The 20,567-nt window shown below is 40.0% G+C and carries 14 protein-coding genes; 6 read left to right on the forward strand and 8 right to left on the reverse strand.

Annotated features, from left to right (window positions below):
- The first annotated feature begins 16 nt into the window (after window positions 1-16).
- Together LXL81_RS09335 and LXL81_RS09340 are read left to right on the forward strand one after the other, a co-directional pair.
- Window positions 17-3,193: an efflux RND transporter permease subunit gene (locus tag LXL81_RS09335; protein WP_234646495.1), complete on the forward strand. Its 3,177-nt coding sequence runs from the start codon at window positions 17-19 to the stop codon at window positions 3,191-3,193.
- The gene (locus LXL81_RS09340) at window positions 3,159-4,622 is read left to right on the forward strand and encodes a TolC family protein (RefSeq protein ID WP_234646497.1); all 1,464 of its coding nucleotides are present in this window, start codon (window positions 3,159-3,161) and stop codon (window positions 4,620-4,622) included. The genes LXL81_RS09335 and LXL81_RS09340 overlap by 35 nt, the downstream gene beginning before the upstream one ends.
- A 247-nt stretch (window positions 4,623-4,869) precedes the next feature.
- Here the strand turns inward: LXL81_RS09340 and LXL81_RS09345 are convergent, their stop codons facing one another.
- The 4 genes from LXL81_RS09345 to LXL81_RS09360 all read right to left on the reverse strand — a co-directional run bounded on the left by LXL81_RS09345 (window position 4,870) and on the right by LXL81_RS09360 (window position 12,328).
- Entirely contained in the window at window positions 4,870-8,673 is a 3,804-nt protein-coding gene (locus LXL81_RS09345) for a metallophosphoesterase (RefSeq protein WP_234646499.1), read from the reverse strand.
- Window positions 8,674-8,720: 47 nt separating this feature from the next.
- Window positions 8,721-8,954, reverse strand: coding sequence for a hypothetical protein (locus LXL81_RS09350; RefSeq protein WP_234646501.1), 234 nt, complete (start codon window positions 8,952-8,954; stop codon window positions 8,721-8,723).
- An 89-nt stretch (window positions 8,955-9,043) separates the two neighbouring features.
- Window positions 9,044-11,065, reverse strand: coding sequence for a polyphosphate kinase 1 (gene ppk1, locus LXL81_RS09355; protein ID WP_234646503.1), 2,022 nt, complete (start codon window positions 11,063-11,065; stop codon window positions 9,044-9,046).
- 18 nt (window positions 11,066-11,083) lie between these two features.
- Window positions 11,084-12,328 (reverse strand): Pycsar system effector family protein, encoded by a 1,245-nt coding sequence (locus LXL81_RS09360; protein ID WP_234646505.1) that lies wholly within the window; start codon window positions 12,326-12,328, stop codon window positions 11,084-11,086.
- Window positions 12,329-12,786: 458 nt separating this feature from the next.
- Here LXL81_RS09360 and LXL81_RS09365 point away from each other — a divergent pair, with 458 nt between their 5' ends.
- Window positions 12,787-12,987: a hypothetical protein gene (locus LXL81_RS09365; protein ID WP_234646507.1), complete on the forward strand. Its 201-nt coding sequence runs from the start codon at window positions 12,787-12,789 to the stop codon at window positions 12,985-12,987.
- A gap of 915 nt (window positions 12,988-13,902) precedes the next feature.
- Here the strand turns inward: LXL81_RS09365 and LXL81_RS09370 are convergent.
- Window positions 13,903-14,082: a hypothetical protein gene (locus LXL81_RS09370; protein WP_234646509.1), complete on the reverse strand. Its 180-nt coding sequence runs from the start codon at window positions 14,080-14,082 to the stop codon at window positions 13,903-13,905.
- Window positions 14,083-14,595: 513 nt separating this feature from the next.
- On the opposite strand from LXL81_RS09370, the gene LXL81_RS09375 reads away from it, so the two are divergent.
- Window positions 14,596-15,921 carry an MATE family efflux transporter gene (locus LXL81_RS09375; RefSeq protein ID WP_234646510.1) on the forward strand — a complete coding sequence of 442 codons (1,326 nt, stop codon included), beginning with the start codon at window positions 14,596-14,598 and terminating at the stop codon, window positions 15,919-15,921.
- 145 nt (window positions 15,922-16,066) lie between these two features.
- Window positions 16,067-16,906, forward strand: a complete 840-nt coding sequence (locus LXL81_RS09380) for an oxidoreductase (protein WP_234646511.1) — start codon at window positions 16,067-16,069, stop codon at window positions 16,904-16,906.
- 88 nt (window positions 16,907-16,994) lie between these two features.
- Here LXL81_RS09380 and LXL81_RS09385 read toward each other — a convergent pair whose 3' ends face one another.
- Window positions 16,995-17,579, reverse strand: a complete 585-nt coding sequence (locus LXL81_RS09385) for a TetR/AcrR family transcriptional regulator (protein WP_234646513.1) — start codon at window positions 17,577-17,579, stop codon at window positions 16,995-16,997.
- 470 nt (window positions 17,580-18,049) lie between these two features.
- Between LXL81_RS09385 and LXL81_RS09390 the strand changes: the two genes are divergently transcribed.
- Entirely contained in the window at window positions 18,050-19,000 is a 951-nt protein-coding gene (locus tag LXL81_RS09390; RefSeq protein WP_234646515.1) for an aldo/keto reductase, read from the forward strand.
- Between the two features lie 61 nt (window positions 19,001-19,061).
- Here LXL81_RS09390 and LXL81_RS09395 read toward each other — a convergent pair whose 3' ends face one another.
- Window positions 19,062-19,589, reverse strand: a complete 528-nt coding sequence (locus LXL81_RS09395; protein ID WP_234646517.1) for a DUF4269 domain-containing protein — start codon at window positions 19,587-19,589, stop codon at window positions 19,062-19,064.
- Window positions 19,586-20,518: an AraC family transcriptional regulator gene (locus tag LXL81_RS09400; RefSeq protein ID WP_234646518.1), complete on the reverse strand. Its 933-nt coding sequence runs from the start codon at window positions 20,516-20,518 to the stop codon at window positions 19,586-19,588. The genes LXL81_RS09395 and LXL81_RS09400 overlap by 4 nt, the downstream gene beginning before the upstream one ends.
- Window positions 20,519-20,567 lie beyond the last annotated feature (49 nt).

The following is a 20,567-nucleotide window of genomic DNA, read 5'->3' on the forward strand; positions in this document are numbered from 1 at the left end:
ACTTAAAGTCAATATCATGTTTAAGAAATTCATAGACAGACCCGTCTTAGCCACCGTAATTTCCATATTGCTGGTCATACTCGGCGTGCTTGGACTTACAAACTTACCTTTGCAGCAGTTTCCGGATATTGCTCCGCCAGCCGTTCAGGTAATAGCAAATTACCCTGGTGCCAATGCAGAAACTGTTCTGCGCTCCGTTGCGCCATCGCTTGAAGAATCCATAAACGGGGTTGAAAACATGAGTTACATGAGCTCAACGGCCAGTAATGACGGATCTTTGGTGATCACGGTTTATTTCAAACTGGGCACCAATCCGGATCAGGCAGCGGTGAACGTTCAGAACCGGGTTTCACAGGCGACCAGCCAGTTACCAGCCGAAGTGATCCAGGCGGGTGTAACGACTGCCAAACAGCAAAACAGCCTTTTGATGGTTGTTGATCTTTATTCAGAAGATGAAGCAACTTATGACCAGACATTTTTGGCCAACTATGCGCAGATCAATATTATTCCTGAAATCAAACGGATTAAAGGTGTTGGTCAATCGATTATTTTTGGTGGAAATAAAGATTATTCGATGCGTGTGTGGTTGAATCCGAGCCAACTTGCTACCTACAATCTGACGCCAAATGAAGTAATGGCTGCGATCAAAGACAAAAACCTTGAAGCTGCGCCGGGTAAATTTGGTGAAAACAGTACGGAGTCTTTTGAGTATGTAATCAAATATAAAGGGAAACTTAACAAACCGGAGGAATACGAAAATATTATCATCCGCTCAAACGCCGACGGCTCGATTTTGAGACTGAAAGATGTGGCCAGAATTGAATTTGGCTCGTATACTTACGGGAATTTCACCCGCGTGAATGGAAAACAAGGCGTGAACATTGCCACCATGCAGCTTGCCGGTTCCAATGCCAACGAGATCCAGATCGCAATTCAGGAATTGATGGAAAAAGCTTCCAAAGATTTCCCGAAAGGCATGAAACATTTGATTCTTTATAACACAAAAGATTCACTGGATCAGTCGATTGAGCAGGTTAAACACACTTTGATTGAAGCCTTTATACTGGTTTTCATTGTTGTATACATTTTCCTTCAGGATTTCCGTTCAACTTTGATTCCAGCGATAGCAGTACCGGTTGCGATTTTGGGAACATTCTTTTTTATGTCGCTTTTCGGGTTTTCGATTAACCTTCTGACGCTTTTCGCACTTGTACTTGCCATCGGTATTGTCGTCGATGATGCCATTGTCGTCGTCGAGGCCGTGCATTTAAAAATGGAAAAGAAAGGATTATCACCCAAAGCCGCCACCAGTTCTGCCATGAGTGAAATTACCGGTGCGATCATTTCGATTACTTTGATCATGTCCGCTGTGTTTTTACCGGTTGGTTTCCTCGAAGGTTCAACGGGCGTATTTTACAGACAGTTTGCCTTTACACTGGCCATTGCGATTGTAATTTCTGCGGTTAACGCTTTGACATTGAGCCCTGCACTATGTGCGATATTCCTGAAAGAACATCATCCTGAAACGGGAGCACATGTCAAGAGAAGTTTCAAAGAAAAATTCTTCATCGGCTTTAACATCGGTTTTGACAAACTGACAAACAAATATGTAAACAGCCTGAGATTTTTGATCCATTACAGATGGCTGAGCATGGGTGCACTTGCGCTCGTTGTGATTGCCACCGGATATATGGTCAAAACTACAAAAACAGGTTTTATACCTTCTGAGGATCAAGGATTTATAGCCATTTCACTATCTATGCCGGTTGGTGCGTCACTTGATAGAACGACAGAAGTAATTCACCGCGCCGAACAGATTCTAGGTTCAATGGATTCTAAGAAAACGTTAATGGGACTTTCAGGATTTAATATCCTGACGCAATCATCCAGCCCATCGTCTGCCGTTGCATTTGTACTTTTGAAACCTTCGAAAGAAAGAGGTGAAGTAAAAGATATCAACGCGATCATGAATGAAATTCGTGGAAAGCTGGGTTCAATTAAAGGAGCGAATTTCTTCGTCTTCACCTTCCCTACCGTTCCGGGATTTAGTAATGTGGATGGACTTGACTTTGTATTACAGGACAGAAATGGTGGAAAACTTGACAAATTCAGCGGCGTTGCCAATAATTTCATAGGGGAACTCATGAAACGTCCTGAAATCGCCGTAGCCTTCACAGCTTTCCGTGCCGATTATCCTCAGCTGGAAATGGAAGTTGACGAAGTGAAAGCGGAACAATTGAGTGTCAATGTAAAAGACATTTTGCAAACCATGCAGGCTTATTTTGGTAGCTCACAGGCATCTGATTTCAACCGTTTTGGAAAATACTACCGCGTGATGGTTCAGGCTGAAAAAGCGGATCGGACAGATCCGACTTCTATGGATGGGGTTCTTGTCAAAAACCGCCTGGGCAATATGGTGCCGATCAATACTTTGGTCAAAATGAAAAGAGTTTACGGCCCGGAAACGGCTTCACGTTATAATCTTTTCAATTCGATAGGTATTAATGCGATTGCAAAACCTGGTTTCAGTTCAGGAGATGCGATCAGAGCGGTAGAAGAAGTTGCTTCTAAAAATCTGCCGAACGGATTCAAATATGAATTCTCTGGTATGACAAAAGAAGAGATCTCGTCCGGTGGACAATCGGTTGTGGTTTTTGCGCTTTGTCTGCTCTTCGTATATTTCCTTCTGGCTGCCCAGTATGAAAGTTACATTTTACCTTTCGCCGTTATTTTATCAATACCAACCGGGATTTTCGGTGTATTTGCAGCGATCGGTTTAACAGGAATTGAAAACAATATTTACGTTCAGGTTGCCCTGATCATGCTTATCGGTCTGCTCGCCAAAAACGCGATTTTGATTGTAGAATATGCGGTTCAAAGAAGAAAAGCCGGAAAACAATTGTTGCACGCAGCCATTGAAGCAGCCAAACTTCGTCTTCGTCCAATCATCATGACGTCGCTTGCTTTCGTGGTGGGACTGATACCGATGATGACAGCAACCGGTCCATCGGCTCAGGGAAATCACTCGATCAGTATTGGTGCCGCGGGAGGTATGATCACTGGTGTTATCCTTGGCGTATTTATTATCCCGGTGCTGTTTATTATTTTCCAATACTTGCAGGAACTGATTACCGGAGAACCTCATGCAGCTGTTAAACATGAAGAAATTCCTGAACTGGCAGAAGCAATTTAAAGTAAAAACAATCATGAAAAATTACGTTAATAAATTATATTTCTTTGTTTTACTGGCTCTGTTAAGCGCTTGTAAAATCTCGAAAAACGTCGAAACGCCAAACGCGGCATTACCTGAAAATTTCAGGAATGCTGCCACCACGGCCGATACAAATAGTGTTGCAGATTTGCCATTGGATAGTTTTTTTACCGACGCATCGCTTCAACGATTACTGGACAGTGCGATCGTAAAAAACTATGATATGCAGGTGGCGCTTAAAAACATAGAAAGTGCCCAATTGCTCTTCAAACAAACAAAGTTTGCCTATTTACCGAGTGCTAATCTTAATATTGGCGTTGGATCAAGTCGTCCTTCCGACAACAGTTTGAATGGATTAAGTGCGAGTTCATTTTTAGGAACTACTCATATCGAGGATTTTACTGCCAACGTAGGTTTATCCTGGGAAGCTGATATCTGGGGCAAAATCCGCAACAGGAACGGAAGAGCACTGGCTGAATATCTGCAAACGATTGAAGCAAAAAACGCGATTCAGACAAATCTGGTGGCAACGGTTTCACAAGGATTTTACAATCTGTTGATGCTGGACGCCCAACTTGCCATTGCTCAGAAAAACCTTGCGCTGAATGACAGTACAATTAAAATTTTCGGATTTCAATTTACGTCAGGGCAAGTAACATCGCTTGCTATTCAACAAGCCGAAGCACAGCGCCTGACGGCAGCAAAACTGATCCCACAATTGCAGCAGAGCATTATTTTACAGGAAAACGCACTTAGCATTCTTGCTGGAGAATTGCCAGGCAGAACGCAGCGTGATATTAATCTGGATCAGGTGTCTTTTCCAAAAACGTTGTCTGCCGGTGTACCATCAGCCATGCTAACTCGCCGCCCGGATATCAGACGTGTTGAACTCGCGCTGGATGTTGCCAATGCGAATGTGGGTATAGCCAAGGCAAGTATGTATCCATCTCTGGTCATTACCGCGAGTGGTGGGATTAATTCTTTCAAAGCATCAAACTGGTTTAGTATTCCGGCTTCATTATTTGGCCTTGCATCAGGAGGAATTACCCAGCCGCTTTTCCAGAGAAATCTGCTGAAAACTCAATACGAAGTTTCGAAAGTGGAACGTGAAAGAACCGTTATACAATTCAGACAATCAGTACTTTACGCAGTTGGTGAAGTTTCTGATGCTTTGGTAAAAATTGAAAAATTAAAAGAGCAGGAAGATATCGCCGCAACGCGTGTCAGAACACTTGAACAGGCTATAACCAACTCAAATTTATTATTCCAAAGTGGCATGGCCAATTATCTGGAAGTGATCACCGCGCAAAGCAATGTGTTGCAAGGTGAACTGGAACTGGTAGCCATCAAACGTGCCCAGCTTAGTGCCAATGTAGACCTATATCGTTCGTTAGGAGGCGGATGGAAATGAAAAAAGATCTAAAACAATATTTGAACTGCTTCATATCCAGATATAATTCAATATTTGGGGGACATGGAAATTCTAAAAAAACAACGAATCAAAAACTACCGGATAACTGGTTATACTGATTTATTAAAAAAATAAAAAAGATAATGGCTGTCAGAAATTTCTGATAGCCGTTATCTTTTTTATACAAATAATATATTCCTAAAAAGAACGCTGTACCCCTCAGTGAAACGCTGTGTAACCTAAGGAACTAAAACCAGAAACCCATCCGGAACATAATCAGAGGAGATTCCTCTTTTTTCTCTTTCGGGAAAAATGCCCCCACAGAAATTGTCACAATATCTACCGGCGCAAACCATAGACCACCGCCGTAATCGTAATGCCACTTTTCAGAAGGATATTCTGTAAGCCAAACGCGACCATAATCAAATCCGCCAAAAACGCCGAAAGTAAAAGGAAGCGTTTTGTTATAACTGCTGTTGATTTTCACCCGCATATCGGTACTGTGCCAAAGGCTGCTTTTTCCATAAAAACGCTGGGTCCGGTATCCCCGCAATCCCTGCCCATCCTGATTTCCACCTAATGTTGGTAATTGAAAAAACTCATAACCCGATCCAAAATTCACGCCGGTTCCAACCTGAGAGGCAACGACAAAACGTTCCTTTTTATCCAGACTTTTATACAGTGCCAGTTGAGCCCGCAACCCGGTGAAATTTTTATTTTCTTTCAAATTCTTCACCCAGCTCAAATCGGTATGAAAGCGGATTCCTGAATGCGGAGAATATATATTATCAACATTGTTAAAATCAAAAGTAGCCTTTCCGCCACTAAAATATTTTGTATTGAAAATATCATCTTTATTGAGATCACCATCTGCAACCGTGATATACCTCCCCGCTGTTTGCTGAATTTTTGAGATATCAAGTATTGGCCCGAGCGTTACAAAACCATTGTTTCCAAAACGCTTTTTAATTGAAGGATAAATATGAATGGCTTTTTGACGCACCCGGTAAAAGTTCGGATCGCTTACCGGACGCTGGCTTTCGTTTCCAAGACCGGCATAGTTGAACGCATACGCCGGACCATGATAAAAAGCATCCAGATAGAAATCGAATATTTTAAAAGCATTGATAAAATCACCGGTATAATTCAATTTCAACGCTTTTGTACCAAAAGAAAAACTGCCGCCAAAACGTTGCAGGGAAGCATATGGCTCCTTTTTGAATCCGTAACGGATCATTGTCAAATTTCCACCGATCAAAAATCCGTCATCCGGGTTATAGCCGACAATCGGGATTGGCATATTGATATTATAGTCGCTGCCAGTACCGCGGCGGTCATAAATATTGTAACGGTACAAACCAGTCCTTTTGTCATTTGTCTCTTCTCCTTCAATCACATTATTATCCGAAAGGTCATCATAAATAACCGTTTTCCTCAGTCCGCTTTCAACCTGTGAACTATCGGCGAAAGAATCCTTTCCGGTTCCACCAATGAGCCTGACTTTGATTCCTTTATGAGAAGAACCTTTGGTAACAAACTGATCATCATTCCCATTTCCATAAATATTGATTGATCTGGTGATCTTGTTATCAAAGATCCTGTCGTAATGCAAGCCTTTCTCTTCTCCTTTTTTGTTGATCTCGTGAACAGTCACACGGGTATGCTCATTGTCAATTCGCTCAATGTCAAAGCGTTCGCGTTTTTCCGTTCCCAGGATATCTACCGATTTTCCAATGAAAGCATAATGTTCTTTGGCAAGCGTCATCAGATTGTCTCTTCTGGCTTTCAAACTTTTGATTATAAACGGGGCCGACAATTGCCTTGCTTTTTCAGGCCAGCTTGCAAAAGCGCCTTCAATAACCTGATCTGTCAGATTGGCCTGAATAAATTTCACCTGATTTTCCCACTGTTCCCAGCTTAGCTCAGTCAAAAAAGTTCTATCAAAAAGCCGTGCACTCCAGCTCGTCCATTTCATGCTTTTTATTTCGGGCTGATAGGTTTGCAGCTGTCTCAAAAACGGCATGGTTGTCAGCTTGGCCATGTTGGTAAACAAACCATCATAACGTGAAAAGGCCTGATCCCTGTCACGAGGAATGGGTCTGTAAAGTTGTGTTCCATCTTCCTTTTTTGTTGAAGACCAGGTCCACTGATCATCATGACGGTCCCAGTCACCCAGAAGAAAATCCAGCAGCCGCGTTCTGAGCGCCCATTCTTCATCGACCTTATACTTTCCGTCTTTCAGGATATTTTCCATCAGATCCGGCGTCCCGATTATCTTGTCTGCATTACCAAAGAATGCATCATTTTTCCATTTCTTACCATCCGGCCGTTCCTCAAACAGACTCATACTCCCGCCAAAGATTGAATTAAAAACGCCCAATGCAGGCTGATTTGGAACATAAAACAATTTAGGATTGGTATGATATACGTTTATAGCATCAGCCAGTGGCGGAATGGCCAGCGGTGCAAAAGGATGGGTGGAAAGGAAATTATCCTCCGCCACATATTTGGCGGCCGTCATCTGGTTAAAAGGGAAAGGCAGCAACCGGCTCACGTCCTTGGTCATGCCGCGAAGCACATATTCTTTTCCGGTAGGATCCTTGACGCGTAGTGAATTCGTCTGGTTTCCCCCACCCTGTTTTACTGGGGTAAGACCTCCTTTGTATGTAGCCAGATCCAATACCGGGAAAGGATATTTTTCCTGATACAATGCGCGGTTGTGCGCTCCAAAAAAGAAATTGTGAGCATGATTTACCTTCTTAACTTCTTTTGCAAAAATGGGTTTATCAAGCGAATCCTTGTGGTGCTCATATTCGGTATAAACCGGCTGGATGTCCTGTTTTGGGACGGGCAACTTGTCTTTTATTTTCTTTTGAAAAACCATTTCAGACTTGCTTCCATCATCACTGACTTGCCAAAACTGAACCCAGGTTTCACCACCTTCATAAAAAGATAACGTGCTATATCCTAAAGCCGTTGAAGCAAACTTCGAACCTTTTCCCAGACGAACTGGCCCTGTTTTTGAGCCACTTCCACTGACAATAAATTCCTGTCTTTCATTTTCAATCAACTCCATCGCATTTTCATGACCGCTGGCAAAAATGAAACTTCCGTTTTTTCGGACACCAGCCATCATACCTGCTTTTAAATTTTTATAGTATTGATTGGAAACATCCTGCTTCCCCCCAATGCTGCTCCGAAACAATGCCGCCAGACTTCCAATGACTGGCAGAGGAACATACAGATTTTTATTAATATCCGTCAGCGGAAAGATATGTTGCCTGACCGTAAAATTTCCACCATGCTCTCCATACGTATAAGGCGGATGATGCAGCGCGATAACAACATTTTTGTTTTTGTACTTACGAACAAGATTCTCAAATACGAACTTGAACGTTTCCCGGTTTTTAACATCGCAACCGTCATTGATTGTCGGCTCTTTATCCCAATCGGTAAGCCACCATTGAGAATCTACAACCAGGACAACAAGCTGATCATTTAACTCAACGACCTCAGGACCAGAGCATCCGTCATCGGGAAGAAAGTAATTTTCAAAATCATCCTTGTCTGTTTTACCACGACGATTGTTCAGATAATTTTCTATGTAATTTTCCTCTCTTTTCAATCCTTTCAGCCCCCAGCCTTTCCAGTCATGGTTTCCAGGAAGGAAAATCGGTCTGCCTTGAAAGTCATCGAGCGTTTGTAATTCCGAATTTATTCGATATTCAGCCTCTTTTCTTTCAACAGAATCTTCCCTGGGAGGCATTCCTTTTTCATAGATATTATCCCCTAAAAACAAGATCGAACTGTTTTTGGATTCTGTGGGTAATTTCGTTTTCAGATATTGAAGTACCGGAGCTTTTTTATCCGGAGAATCGTTACCCGCATTTCCTACCAAATACATGGTATGCGTCAGTTTTGCTTTTTGATCCGGACCGCTATTTTTCCATTCATCCGAATTCCCGGCATACTGATTTTTTTTGTAGCTGGCACAGGAGGAGGCCAGTACAAGCCCTGCTATCCCGATCAGAAGAGGTAATTTTATTTTCATATCAAATCGTATTAAGCACGAAGAGTAACCCTGAAAAATTTCCTTAATTACTTATAAATTGCAAGCAGAAAACTGATTAAGAAACCAGCACAAATCCCGGATTGATTATTTTGCCACTCTCTTGATTTATAGAATATTTCCTTCCGGCATTTTGTCATCCTCATTGGAAATGTACAAATTGCCTGATTTATCAAAACAATTCCTTCCGGCTGGTCGAAATTATTGCCGCTCAATGGATAACCTTCTGTTGGTTCCCGGTTTTTATCCGTAACAATTAACATTTTGTTAAAGCCTGACAGAATAAACCCGTCAAAATCTGATACCGGTTTGGCTTAAAGTATAAATAATTCAATACTAATATTGGCACGGATCAAATTTGTCCTGCCAACAACTTATAGATTGCTTCCTGTGATCTTACTTCATATCCATTCTCATTTCTCACAGGAACATTTTCCAGATTTTTATCAATCAAAACTGCCTGAACTGTATCGCTCCATTGCAAAGCCAGAAGTTCAACCATTTGCTTTTTAATAGCTTCGTTATAAATTGGAAAACACACTTCAATTCTCCGGTAAATATTCCGGTTCATCCAGTCTGCCGAACCCATGTATACCTCTTCCTTTCCGGCATTATGGAAAATAAAAATCCGGCCATGTTCGAGATATCTGTCTACTATTCTTTTAATCGTTATATTTTCACTCTGGCCAGGTATGCCTGGCACCAGGCGACAAATACTTCTGACAATTAAATTAATTTTCACTCCGGCGTTAGAAGCGTCATATAATTTTGATATCAGAACTTCTTCTTCAAGATTGTTCATCTTAATCGTAATTGCAGCTTCCAAACCCCGCTTTGCATTTTCAATTTCCCGGTCGATCAATTCCAGAAAACGTGTTTGCAGATTAAATTGTGCGACAAGTAAATGCTGAAATAATAACGGTTGCTGATTTCCCTTTTTCTTTTTCCTGAGAAAATTAAAAAGAGATTCCATTTCCGCCAGCATGGGCTGAAACGCAGTAAGCAAAATATGATCTGTGTAAAAACGTGCCGTACTTTCATTCAGGTTTCCAGTCGCTAAAAGTCCCAGATAAGGTACCTGGTGATTTTTCCTTTTTACCAAAGCGATCTTGGCATGTACTTTCAGAATATTGCTGCTGTAAATAATACGAACTCCGGCCGCTTTCATTTTCTGAGCCCAGCGGATATTGTTTGCTTCATCAAATCTTGCTTTGAGCTCAACCAGAACTGAAACTTTTTTACCGTTTTTCGCCGCACTGATCAGCGCATATCCGATGCGTGAATCACTGGCAACACGGTACATGGTTGTATAAATTTTTTCTACTGAATTATCAATCGCTGCCTCATTAAAAAAGCGGATAATGGTATCGTAAGACTGATAAGGCGCATGAACAATGCGGTCTTCTTTTTCAATGGCAGCAAACAGAGTTCCGGGAATATCTACATTTTTGATACTTTCAATGGCAGGCCAGGCTGGATAAGCAAGTGTTGCATTATGAACCGGCAGCGAAGCCAGATCTTTAAGATTATGATGTTTTCCACCTTCAACCACAGATGCTTTCTGTAAATTAAAAATCTCGATCATATCCTGTAAATGGCGGAGCGGCATCCCCGGCTCGTAAAGGAAACGGGTGGCAAAACCCATTTCTCTTTTTTTGAGCTGCTTTTCAATTTTCCTGGCCAGATCGCCATACTCATCCCGCAGATCAAGCTCTGCATCACGTGTGATTTTCAGATTATAAGAACCGGAAATACTGGCTCCAGGAAATAAATATTGTAAATTCTGGCGGATAATGTCTTCCAGAAAAACGATATAATCCCCATCTTCCTTTGTGATTTTAAAGAATCGGGAAACATTGTTGGTTGGAATATTAACAAGATAAAGCTGCTCGTCATTAGACTCATACTGCACAATGACTGCCTGATAAAGCTGGTTATTTTCCAGAAAAAAATCTGTATTGCCCTTTATCAGAATGGGTTGCAAAAAACCCGCGATCTGGGTGAAAAAATAATGCGTGGTTGCTTCTTTTAACTTATCAGGAATCTGGTCGTTGTAGATCAGCTTAAAGCAATATCGGTTCAAACCCGGCAAGACAGATTCATTGAAAATTCTGCCGAATTCGTTCTGCTGTCTGTTAATTATTTCTACTGCTTGCCTGTAAACAGGCAAGCCTGATTTTTCCTTATCGATCTTTTTCAACGCCAGTAACGCGGGCATACGAACGCGGTAAAATTCATCCAGGTTTGACGAATAAATTGACAAAAATTTAATACGTTCATTGAGCGGAACGGAATCCTTTCCTGCTTCCTGCAAAACTCTTTCATTAAAAGATAACCAGCTGATATCCCTGTCGGCAAAAAAATAAGCACTCATTTATAATCAGTAAATTTATCAGGATCCAAAAAATATAGAACTAATCACAAACGTGATGACCGAAATGACGATTCCAAACATAAACACATTGTAGGCAATCCGCAGATGACGATACTTTTTGCCAAGCACAACACCCTGAGCGTAAATATCTCTGGTCAGACTTCCGTATAAAAAATCCCTGTCGTCCATCATCGCCTGCATTCCGGAAGCATAATCAGCAAAACTCATTTTATAAAAATTCCCGAAGAAAAGAAGATTCACTTTTTTCAGGTCAATGTCTTCTTCGGTAAAAGTACCCGGTGGAACGGAAGGCCTTGTTGATAAAATTGAGAAGACCATCGTGGTCACACAAACTGTCAACAAAAGGATTGTCGGTATAATAAGTTGAGAATTATCTTCCAGTTTCCTCAGCAAGATACTCAGCAGAACGGATATAATAATCGAGTTGGTTGAAATCATAATATTGGCTTTATTATCAGCCATATCACTCAATCTCTGATGATTACCCGAAGTGATCCGGAACATGGTTTCGATTCCTTTCTCCGGCCGGTCAGATTTTTGCTTTTTAGAAGGGAAATCATCGGCTTCCGGTTTCTGTCTTTTAACTTTTTGAGGCTCGCTGTTCTTTTCAGAAATCGCATTGGATACCGGAAGCTGCTCACCCTCTTTACGTGCTTTTTTTATTAGCTTGTCAAGATTCTCCTGCTTTTTACTATTTAAAAGCTGCTGGCAGTAATCAGTCTGAAAATGATGAGATTCGAGTAAAGCAATCGTCTTTAATCGCCATTCGCTTTTATCTATTTTCTTACTCGAAAGCAACGCTGTTTCTTTTCTGAGAAGTTTATTGATCTCCTGGAAATCATCAGTTCCGAAGTTGTATAAATCCGCATCACATAGAATTTTCTCTAACAGATTTACAGGCGACTGAGGCATAATCGTAGCGCTGATACAACCTCCTACTGCCATAATAATTTCCTGCGGAACCAGATTCTCTTGCAAAAATGCCTTGGCAAGATCAGTTCCCCTGGCCTCATGACCCTCAGCCTTACCGCTATAATATCCACTATCATGAAACCACGCCGCTGTTATAACTATGAAATAATCTTTATCATCCAGTTTATAGTGTTTTGCAATTTCAGTAGCGCGGGTAACAACTTCGCGTGTATGGTCTTTGTTGTGATATAACAATTCATCGGAAGTATTTCTATTTTCAGCCGATTTTATATAATTTTCTACCTCAGCCAATAAAGAAGAATAATTCATATTTAAGGAATTTGATTGATCAATCACCATAATTTGTCAACATCCAGTTTCCCTCAAATATCTGCATAAGAATCGGTATTTTATTAAAAATACAGGACATATGTCAGCAAATTCAGAAGGGCACGGTCCAGGTTGTTCCTTCTTTTTGTACCATCTTTAAAAGTACCGTTGATACTGTATTTTGATAGAAAAAATTCGTTATCACTATTCCCAAATTATAGTAAATTTTTGCTCAAACTTATCTTAAAACCATGGTTGAAAAAATGTCTCTATCATGCCTATTGTTGTACAAATAATTGCAGTTCATATTTTCAGGAAGATTCGTTTATAATTATGAACCTGAATCATACCACTCATATCAACACCATTCTATTAAGGGATCATCATTGTATTTAATCCAAACCCCTATATTTAAGAATTATTCAACAGCTGTGTATTATTGAAATATGCATTATTACATGATGTCATACCTTGTCGACCGGATGGATGAGTATCTGGAATATCGCGGCAAGGAGCTCGAATCTCATGGCACCGGTTCATTTAGCAAATATTCTAAAATGCTCGATATCCACAGAAAATTTGAATCTCAGAAAAAGGAGAATTATTCACTGTCAGACCTGCAAAAATTTATTGATGCCGTTCAAAACTCCAGGCATTAATTTTAAAATAATAACAATTGGCACGATTGTAGTACTAGTTCTATTTTTAAATAGAACTAATTATCTATCTACTTGGTAATTAGTTAAATACGATGTATAGAGATTAACTAAAATATCTACAAAGTTATTTTTATCGGACGATTTACCGCTGTTAAGGAGAAGCGAAAATTACTTTTTTTCAAAAAAATTTTAATTATTTTAAAAAAAATAAAGTATCAAAATTTTACGCTGCAAACTCAAATTTCATTGGGAATGAATGCAGTCAATAAGAAGAATTTAACCTTTGACTAAGCGTGTAAATCTTTTAAAAAATATAACATTAACAGTACTTCTGGTACTTTAAAAACTATTAGCATATGTAATATGGTATTTTTCATATTTTTAATTTAATAAAAATAAAACGTAAAATTAGAGTAGATTTTACAATTCAAAAAACGATTACCAGTTTAAAAAATATAAATTTTCCTATTCCGACAGTATTTGCAACTTAAAAAACCCAAATATTGAAATAGATAATTCAATAAAAATACTGGTGATGTTCCAAATTCTTGTTAGCTTTGTGACTGAAAACCAGTTAAATGGTTCTCATAACGTTGAGTAAAATCGGACATCCCATAGGTCATACCTTAGGGATGTTTTTTTTGTACGAACTCAATGATGTAACCACTTGTACCTCATTGAGTTTGATAACTTCTAAAAAACCCAAACAAGAGTGAGGTTTACAAAAATCTATAACCGGGGTTAAATCAAGACCTTTAAATTCCAATCAATTCAGTAATGAATTCCTTCACGAAACCTTTATATGATGCCGGGTTTTAAACAAAAAAGCTGGTATAAGAATATACCAGCTTTGCATCTATAAATTATTTAATTTCGGATCTAACCCAACTTTGCAAACCTACCTCAGCGATTTTCCTAATTCATCATTACTTTCTTTAAACCTTCATTATTGCGTTTAACAAACCAATCATTCTTACCAGATACGGACGTTTTCAATTGCGCAATTAACCAGATCGCACAGGTTGTAATTGCAATGACAAGGATCATAAAGAAATACGGTCCAAAAGTATCCGAATATTTGAGTAATTGTATCATAACGCTTTCAGTTTAAAGTTGATAGTCAGGTAATCCGGCTTATAAAATAACTATACCAGAACCAGAATCTCTCCGTATTGCCAATATTCCTATCTGTTGTAAATCAAAAGCTTAGGTCGCAGGATGTGAAATTGTCCCAAGTTTCCTATTCTGTCCGTTTTTGTACCCAATAATGATATCAATTGAAACAAATACTGGTAAATTAAGTCAGCGTGGAAGATCTTGTTCCCAAGCAACTATTTTGCAACGGATAGGAATGTCTCGGAAAGATTACAGGTACTGCAACATTATTTTATCTGAAACTGTAAAAAATAAAAGCAATGTCATTGCTGAAATAGTAATAGAAGAAATTGCCTGAAACCAAGAATCGCCCGAATTGTTTTCCATAACTTTCAGGAGCCGAATTTTCTGTATATGGTTTACAGAAGCTTTTTAGATAACTTTTTAATTCTCTGCCGCGCTTCTTTTAAACTTTGATAACTTTGTAACATTCTAAGACAGTGTTGCAATTTTATGAAAAGTGAAGCTACAAAAACAATAAAACTGGCATTGCCAATTATTATAGGAGAACTTGCCCAAATGGCTCTTCACCTTATTGATACGGCGATGGTTGGTGCCATCAGTTATAAACAACTTGCTGCGGCAGCTCTGGTTGTTAACACCATGAACATTCCTTTTGTGATCGGGATCGGGATGACGATATCTGTTTCGCAAATGGTTTCACTTTCGCATGGACGGCGTGATGGGCAGCAGGTTTCCCATTATTTATTCAATGGGTTTTGCCTTTGCGCTCTAACCGCAATCCTGATATCGCTAACATTGGTTTTTGGCAAAAATATCCTTTATCACCTGGGTCAGGACCCCGAGGTGGTGCTTCTTGCGCTTCCGTTTATGCAGTTAATGGGCTTGTCCATTGTGCCTATGCTGCTATTTATGACGCTTAAACAATTCACTGACGGACTGGAATTTACAAAAACGGCGATGTTTTTGTCCCTGGCTGGTATGCCGATAAATATTCTCTTAAACTGGCTGCTGATATATGGAAACTGGGGTTTCCCGCGACTGGAACTGGTTGGTGCGGGTTACGCTACGCTTATCACCAGGAGCATCATTTTCCTTGCATTGGGTGTTACTATATTAAGACATAAAACATTCAGAAAGTATATAGCTGTAAGGAAAAAACAGTGGGTTTTACAGCGTAAAACACTTGGAGAATTGCTTCATATCGGTATCCCGAGCAGTCTGCAAATAGGTATGGAAGCTGGGGCTTTTGCGGTTTCCGGTATCATTATCGGGACGATCGGAGCTGTTGCACAGGCTGCACATCAGATTGCGTTAAGCAGTGCATCTTTTACTTTTATGGTTTCGATGGGTCTGGCTCAGGCCGGATCTATCCGGGTAAGTAATGCCTTTGGGACATCCAACTGGGCAAAAATTGCTGTGATTGGAAAAAGCACCATGATCACCGCGCTGATCTATGGAACATTTTGTGCCATAGCGTTTGCAGTTTTCCGTTTTGAACTTCCAAAAGCGTTTAATGACAACGCGGAAGTTTTGCAGCTGGCCGCTTACCTGCTTTTATTTGCGGCTGTTTTTCAGATATCTGATAGCACACAAGCCATCAGTGCCGGTTTGTTACGAGGTATCAAAGATGTAAAAGCGCCAACAATACTGATTGCTATTGCCTATTGGGTTATCGGTTTGCCTACTGGTTACGTTCTGGCTTTCCACTTCAAAATGGGTGCTCCGGGTATCTGGCTTGGACTGATTATCGGGCTTACGCTGGCTTCCGTATTTTTAATCAACCGCTTTTTGAAAATGGCAAAAAGGAATAATTAATTCTATACGCCGGCCCTCTTGCAATACAATTTTTTCCAGTCAGTTTAAACCAGGATTGTTTGAATTTTGTAATCATCCGTTTGAATAAGGCAACAGCATTTTAAACGAGTAAGACTACTTTTGTTTCAACAAAAAGAACAAAAATATGGATTCTCAAAAAACCTGGTTTATAACAGGAGCTTCAAAAGGTTTGGGGCTCAGTTTGGTAAAACAATTATTGAATGCGGGACAAAATGTTGCCGCAACAACAAGGAACATAAACGAGTTGACCAAGTCCGTTGACTCGCCCGGTGCAACTTTCCTGCCACTTTCTGTTGATTTGACCAATGAGGAAAGTGTTGCGGACGCACTTAAAGAAACCAGCGCGCGGTTTGGAAGTATTGATGTTGTCATCAACAATGCTGGTTACGGTATCGGTGGAAGTATTGAGGAGCTGACTGACGAAGAGACGCGTTTAAGTTTTGATGTCAACGTTTTTGCAACGCTCAATGTGATCAGAAAAGCGCTGCCATATCTTAGAAAACAAAAATCGGGTCATATTATCAACATCTCTTCCATAGCCGGTATCGCCCCAGGAACTGGCTGGTCTGTTTATGCAGCTGCGAAATATGCAGTGATCGGCTTGTCCGAAGTGTTGGCTGATGATGTAAAATCCTTTGGAGTAAAAGTAACTGTTGTAGCTCCCGGCGCTTTTCGTACCAGTTTTCTTACGCCGGACTCTTTGGTAATGACCAGCAATCCAATTCAGGAATATCAGGCCGTGAGAGATTCGCATAGCAGGTATTTGAACATGGACGGAAATCAGGCCGGAGATCCTGAAAAAGCGGCCGCTGCCATGATTCAGATTGTTGCCGAGGAAAATCCACCGCTGTATCTTTTATTAGGAAAAGATGCCTATGAACGGGCATTTAAGAAAATGGAGGTATTGACCAGTGAATATGAAAAATGGGAAAATCTGACAAAATCAACTGGTTTTGATGATTAAATCCGAACAAAAAAAGAAGTCAACCCTGAGCCTTCCGCTCTCAAAGGTTGACTTCTTTTTTTTATTAAGCCGGAATTTCCAGATCAATTCAATTTTCCAGAACCGACAAAACAATTTTGACCGTTCCTTCAATAATCTCCCTTTCCGGCTCAGATTTACTGTAAGCTTTTAAGCCCCATAGGTTATTGACAAAAAATCCGGCTAACGCTTTTGCCGGTTGGTCACAGGAAATTTGCCCCAGCTCCTGCCCTCTTGTTATCGCTTTGTAAAAACCCTCTTCAATTGCCTGACGATTTTCGGTAACGATCTCAGCAATTTCGGCATCATGTGGCGCAAGCTCAATTCTTGAATTGACCATAAAACATCCCTTAGGCGAACTGTCGCCGAGACACTCCACGGCTGTTGCCTGAAAAATAGCTTTGATAACGGACGGAACATCCTCTGCATTATCTAAAAGAGAGATCATGTGCCCGGTAACTTTGTCCCGATAACGGCGTAATGCCCTTATAAAAAGTGTACGTTTATCACCATAAGTATCGTATAAACTCGAACGGCTCAGGCTCAATCCATCTACAAGCTCCTGCGCCGAAATTCCATTATATCCTTTAAACCAAAAAAGATCCATCGCTTTGTCCAGAACCAGTTCTTCGTCAAATTCTTTTGATCTTGCCATAGCTAAATTGTAATTCAATAATAATATTAGGTTTGTCGTGAAATATTTTTGTCCGGATTAGACGACATCAATACCAGCTTTGTCAGTGCAAGTTAATAGCCTTTTTAGCGGACGAAGGTTTGGAAAACACAACCTGCTTCGGGCATTGTTCGTCGGTAACAAAGATTGGTGAAATAATTAAAGTCAAAGTCTTATTTCACAATATAGGGCTTGTGACTGATATGCATATTTTTACAACATTTTGTCTAAACGCTGTATGAAAACAATTCTGCTGAAATTTGATAAGACATGCCTGAAGATGGTCCGTATAGGATTGAATAACCTTAAAATACCTCATGTAAGTTCAAAACTACTGCAATTTAGAATCAGTCACAAATTGACAGACCGGCTTGGATGGTTATCAGTCCGTTAACAGAAAAGTTTATGGCATAAGGATTGAATAGTTATTTTCAGTATTAAATGTAACCAAAATGGAAAAAAGAAAATTAGGGAATTCCGATATCGAAATTGCGCCATTAGTTTTTGGCGGGAATGTTTTTGGTTGGACAACAGACGACAACCGGACATTTGAATTACTTGATGCTTTTGTTGATGCAGGCTTCAACGCCGTTGATACAGCTGATGTCTATTCTGCCTGGGTACCGGGAAATCAGGGCGGAGAATCTGAAACAGCCATTGGAAAGTGGTTCAAAAAAAGTGGAAAGCGGGATAGCATTATTTTAGCCACAAAAGTAGCTTCCGAAATGGGGCCAGGAAAAAAAGGCCTGAGCAAAAAGTATATTCTCGAAGCTGTTGAAAGTTCTTTAAAAAGATTGCAGACCGATTATATTGACTTGTACCAATCGCATTATGATGACCCGGAAACAGCAGTTGAGGAAACGCTGGAAGCTTATAACGAACTTGTAAAATCAGGGAAAGTAAGAATTATTGGCGCCTCTAACTTTCCGATACCAAGATTGGAAGAATCAATAAAAGTGAGTCAGCAGGAAAATCTGGCGGTTTATCAAACATTCCAGCCTGAATTTAATTTATTTGACCGACAGGATTTCGAGCAAAATATTGCTCCTTTCACCGTTGATAACAATCTGAGTGTGATCAGTTATTTCTCTCTGGCAAGTGGGTTTCTTTCAGGAAAATATCGTTCAAAAGATGACCTGAAAGGAAGCAAGCGATCTGGTATGGTTGAAAAATATCTTAACGGAAGAGGTTTTAAGATATTAGCTGCGCTTGACGAGATTTCTGCTGAATATGGCAGCAATCCGGCGACAATTTCTCTTGCCTGGCTCATCGCCCATCCGGCCGTTACAGCCCCCATTGCAAGTGCAACCACACTTGATCAATTGAAACAATTAACGGTGGCGGCAACTATAAAACTTTCTGATACGGCCATTGAAAAACTCAATGTTGCCAGTGCCTGGTAGTTGACAAATCTGTATAATGCTCTAAAAGCCGGTACTGAAAATAAATAGCCGGTACCGGCTTTTAATTATCTTCGAAAGCTAACAATGATTCGTAAGGGTTTCCCGAAAGGCCTAGCAACTGTGCAAAAGCAGGTTCCGTTTTAAGACCTTGCCGTTTTAATTCAATAACCGCAATTCTAAAATCCTCTCCCCTTTCCTGCAAAATTTTGTATTCGACAAGCATATGGCGATAGGCATATTGTTGTTTTGAAGGAATATTCTGTCCAAAAATTTCTATCTCAAAACCATCAATAAAAAAATTTGCGATAACGGTTTCCTGATACTGAATAATTGTTTCCCTGATATTGAAATTCAGATTTTCAGCGAAATGACTAATGACAACAGCAACAAAATCTTCCTTGTTTTTCCAATAACAAACGATATCCAGATCGCTCCCTTCAATGTTGATATTCAATGGAATGGTTCCGGCAAGAATTGGATCAAAACCGGTAAGGACATTCATTATCCCGTTGTTGGTCAACAAATTAAAAGTGAATTTCTGTTTCTCACTTCCATTCTTTAAATATGAAATATCGGTAAAATCAATCATACAAAGCTGGCGTTTTTATATTGCAGCTGATACTGTCTCGGTGTTAATTTCATGATGCTTTTAAATTGAATCAGAAAATTGGCCAGACTATTGTATCCGCTCTCGTAAGCAATTTCTGTGATACTCCGGTTTGAACTAATCAGGATTTTGCAGGCATATCCAATTCTTACTTCATTTAAAAAATTAGAAAAACGTTTACCTGTTTTAGATTTAAAATATCTGCAAAAAGCGGTTTCGCTTAAATTAGTCAGTGATGCTACCTCCTGCAAAGTGATCTTTCCAGACAGATTATTGATCACATGCAAAAAAACCGTATTGATCCGGTCAGATTCAGCCTCAGAATACCGGTTAACAAAACCAGCACTGGCCAGCGGCAGAATTTCCCGGCATTTTGACAGTCTATCCAGAATCGATAATAACGTAATAATTCTATTCATACCATCCTGCTCTTCCAAAACTAAAAGCATTTCAGTTATTTCAACCCGCGTTTTTCCTATTACTTTAATACCCTGTTTTGATTTTTTCAAAAAAATATCAATGGCAGAACTTTCAGGCAGATTGTAAAAGGTATCGCCGATGAAAGCCTTTGGAAAATGAACCGTAAGAATTTCGGCTTCATGATCCGGATTGGTAATACTGGCCAGGTCGTTCCGCCAGCAATGCGGAATATCAGATCCAATAAAAATCAAATCACCCGCCTCAAAAGATTCCACAGAATCGCCTACAAACCTGAATCCCGAACTTTTTAAAATCAATGAAATTTCCATTTCAGGGTGATAATGAAAGGGATTTAGAAAATGATGGCGCCTGTTTTTGACAACATTGATACTGTTGGACGGAGGCGTCAGTACTTTATGGAATTTGGGCTGCATTGCTTTCAGAAATTTGTTCAGAATAAAGGAGATTAGCGCAAATCTATCTTTAAACATCCAAAAAAACATTCATATTTACCCAAATTATAGTCAGAAATCGGTAACC

This window comes from Dyadobacter sp. CY356 (assembly GCF_021440195.1).
Classification (GTDB): Bacteria; Bacteroidota; Bacteroidia; order Cytophagales; family Spirosomataceae; genus Dyadobacter.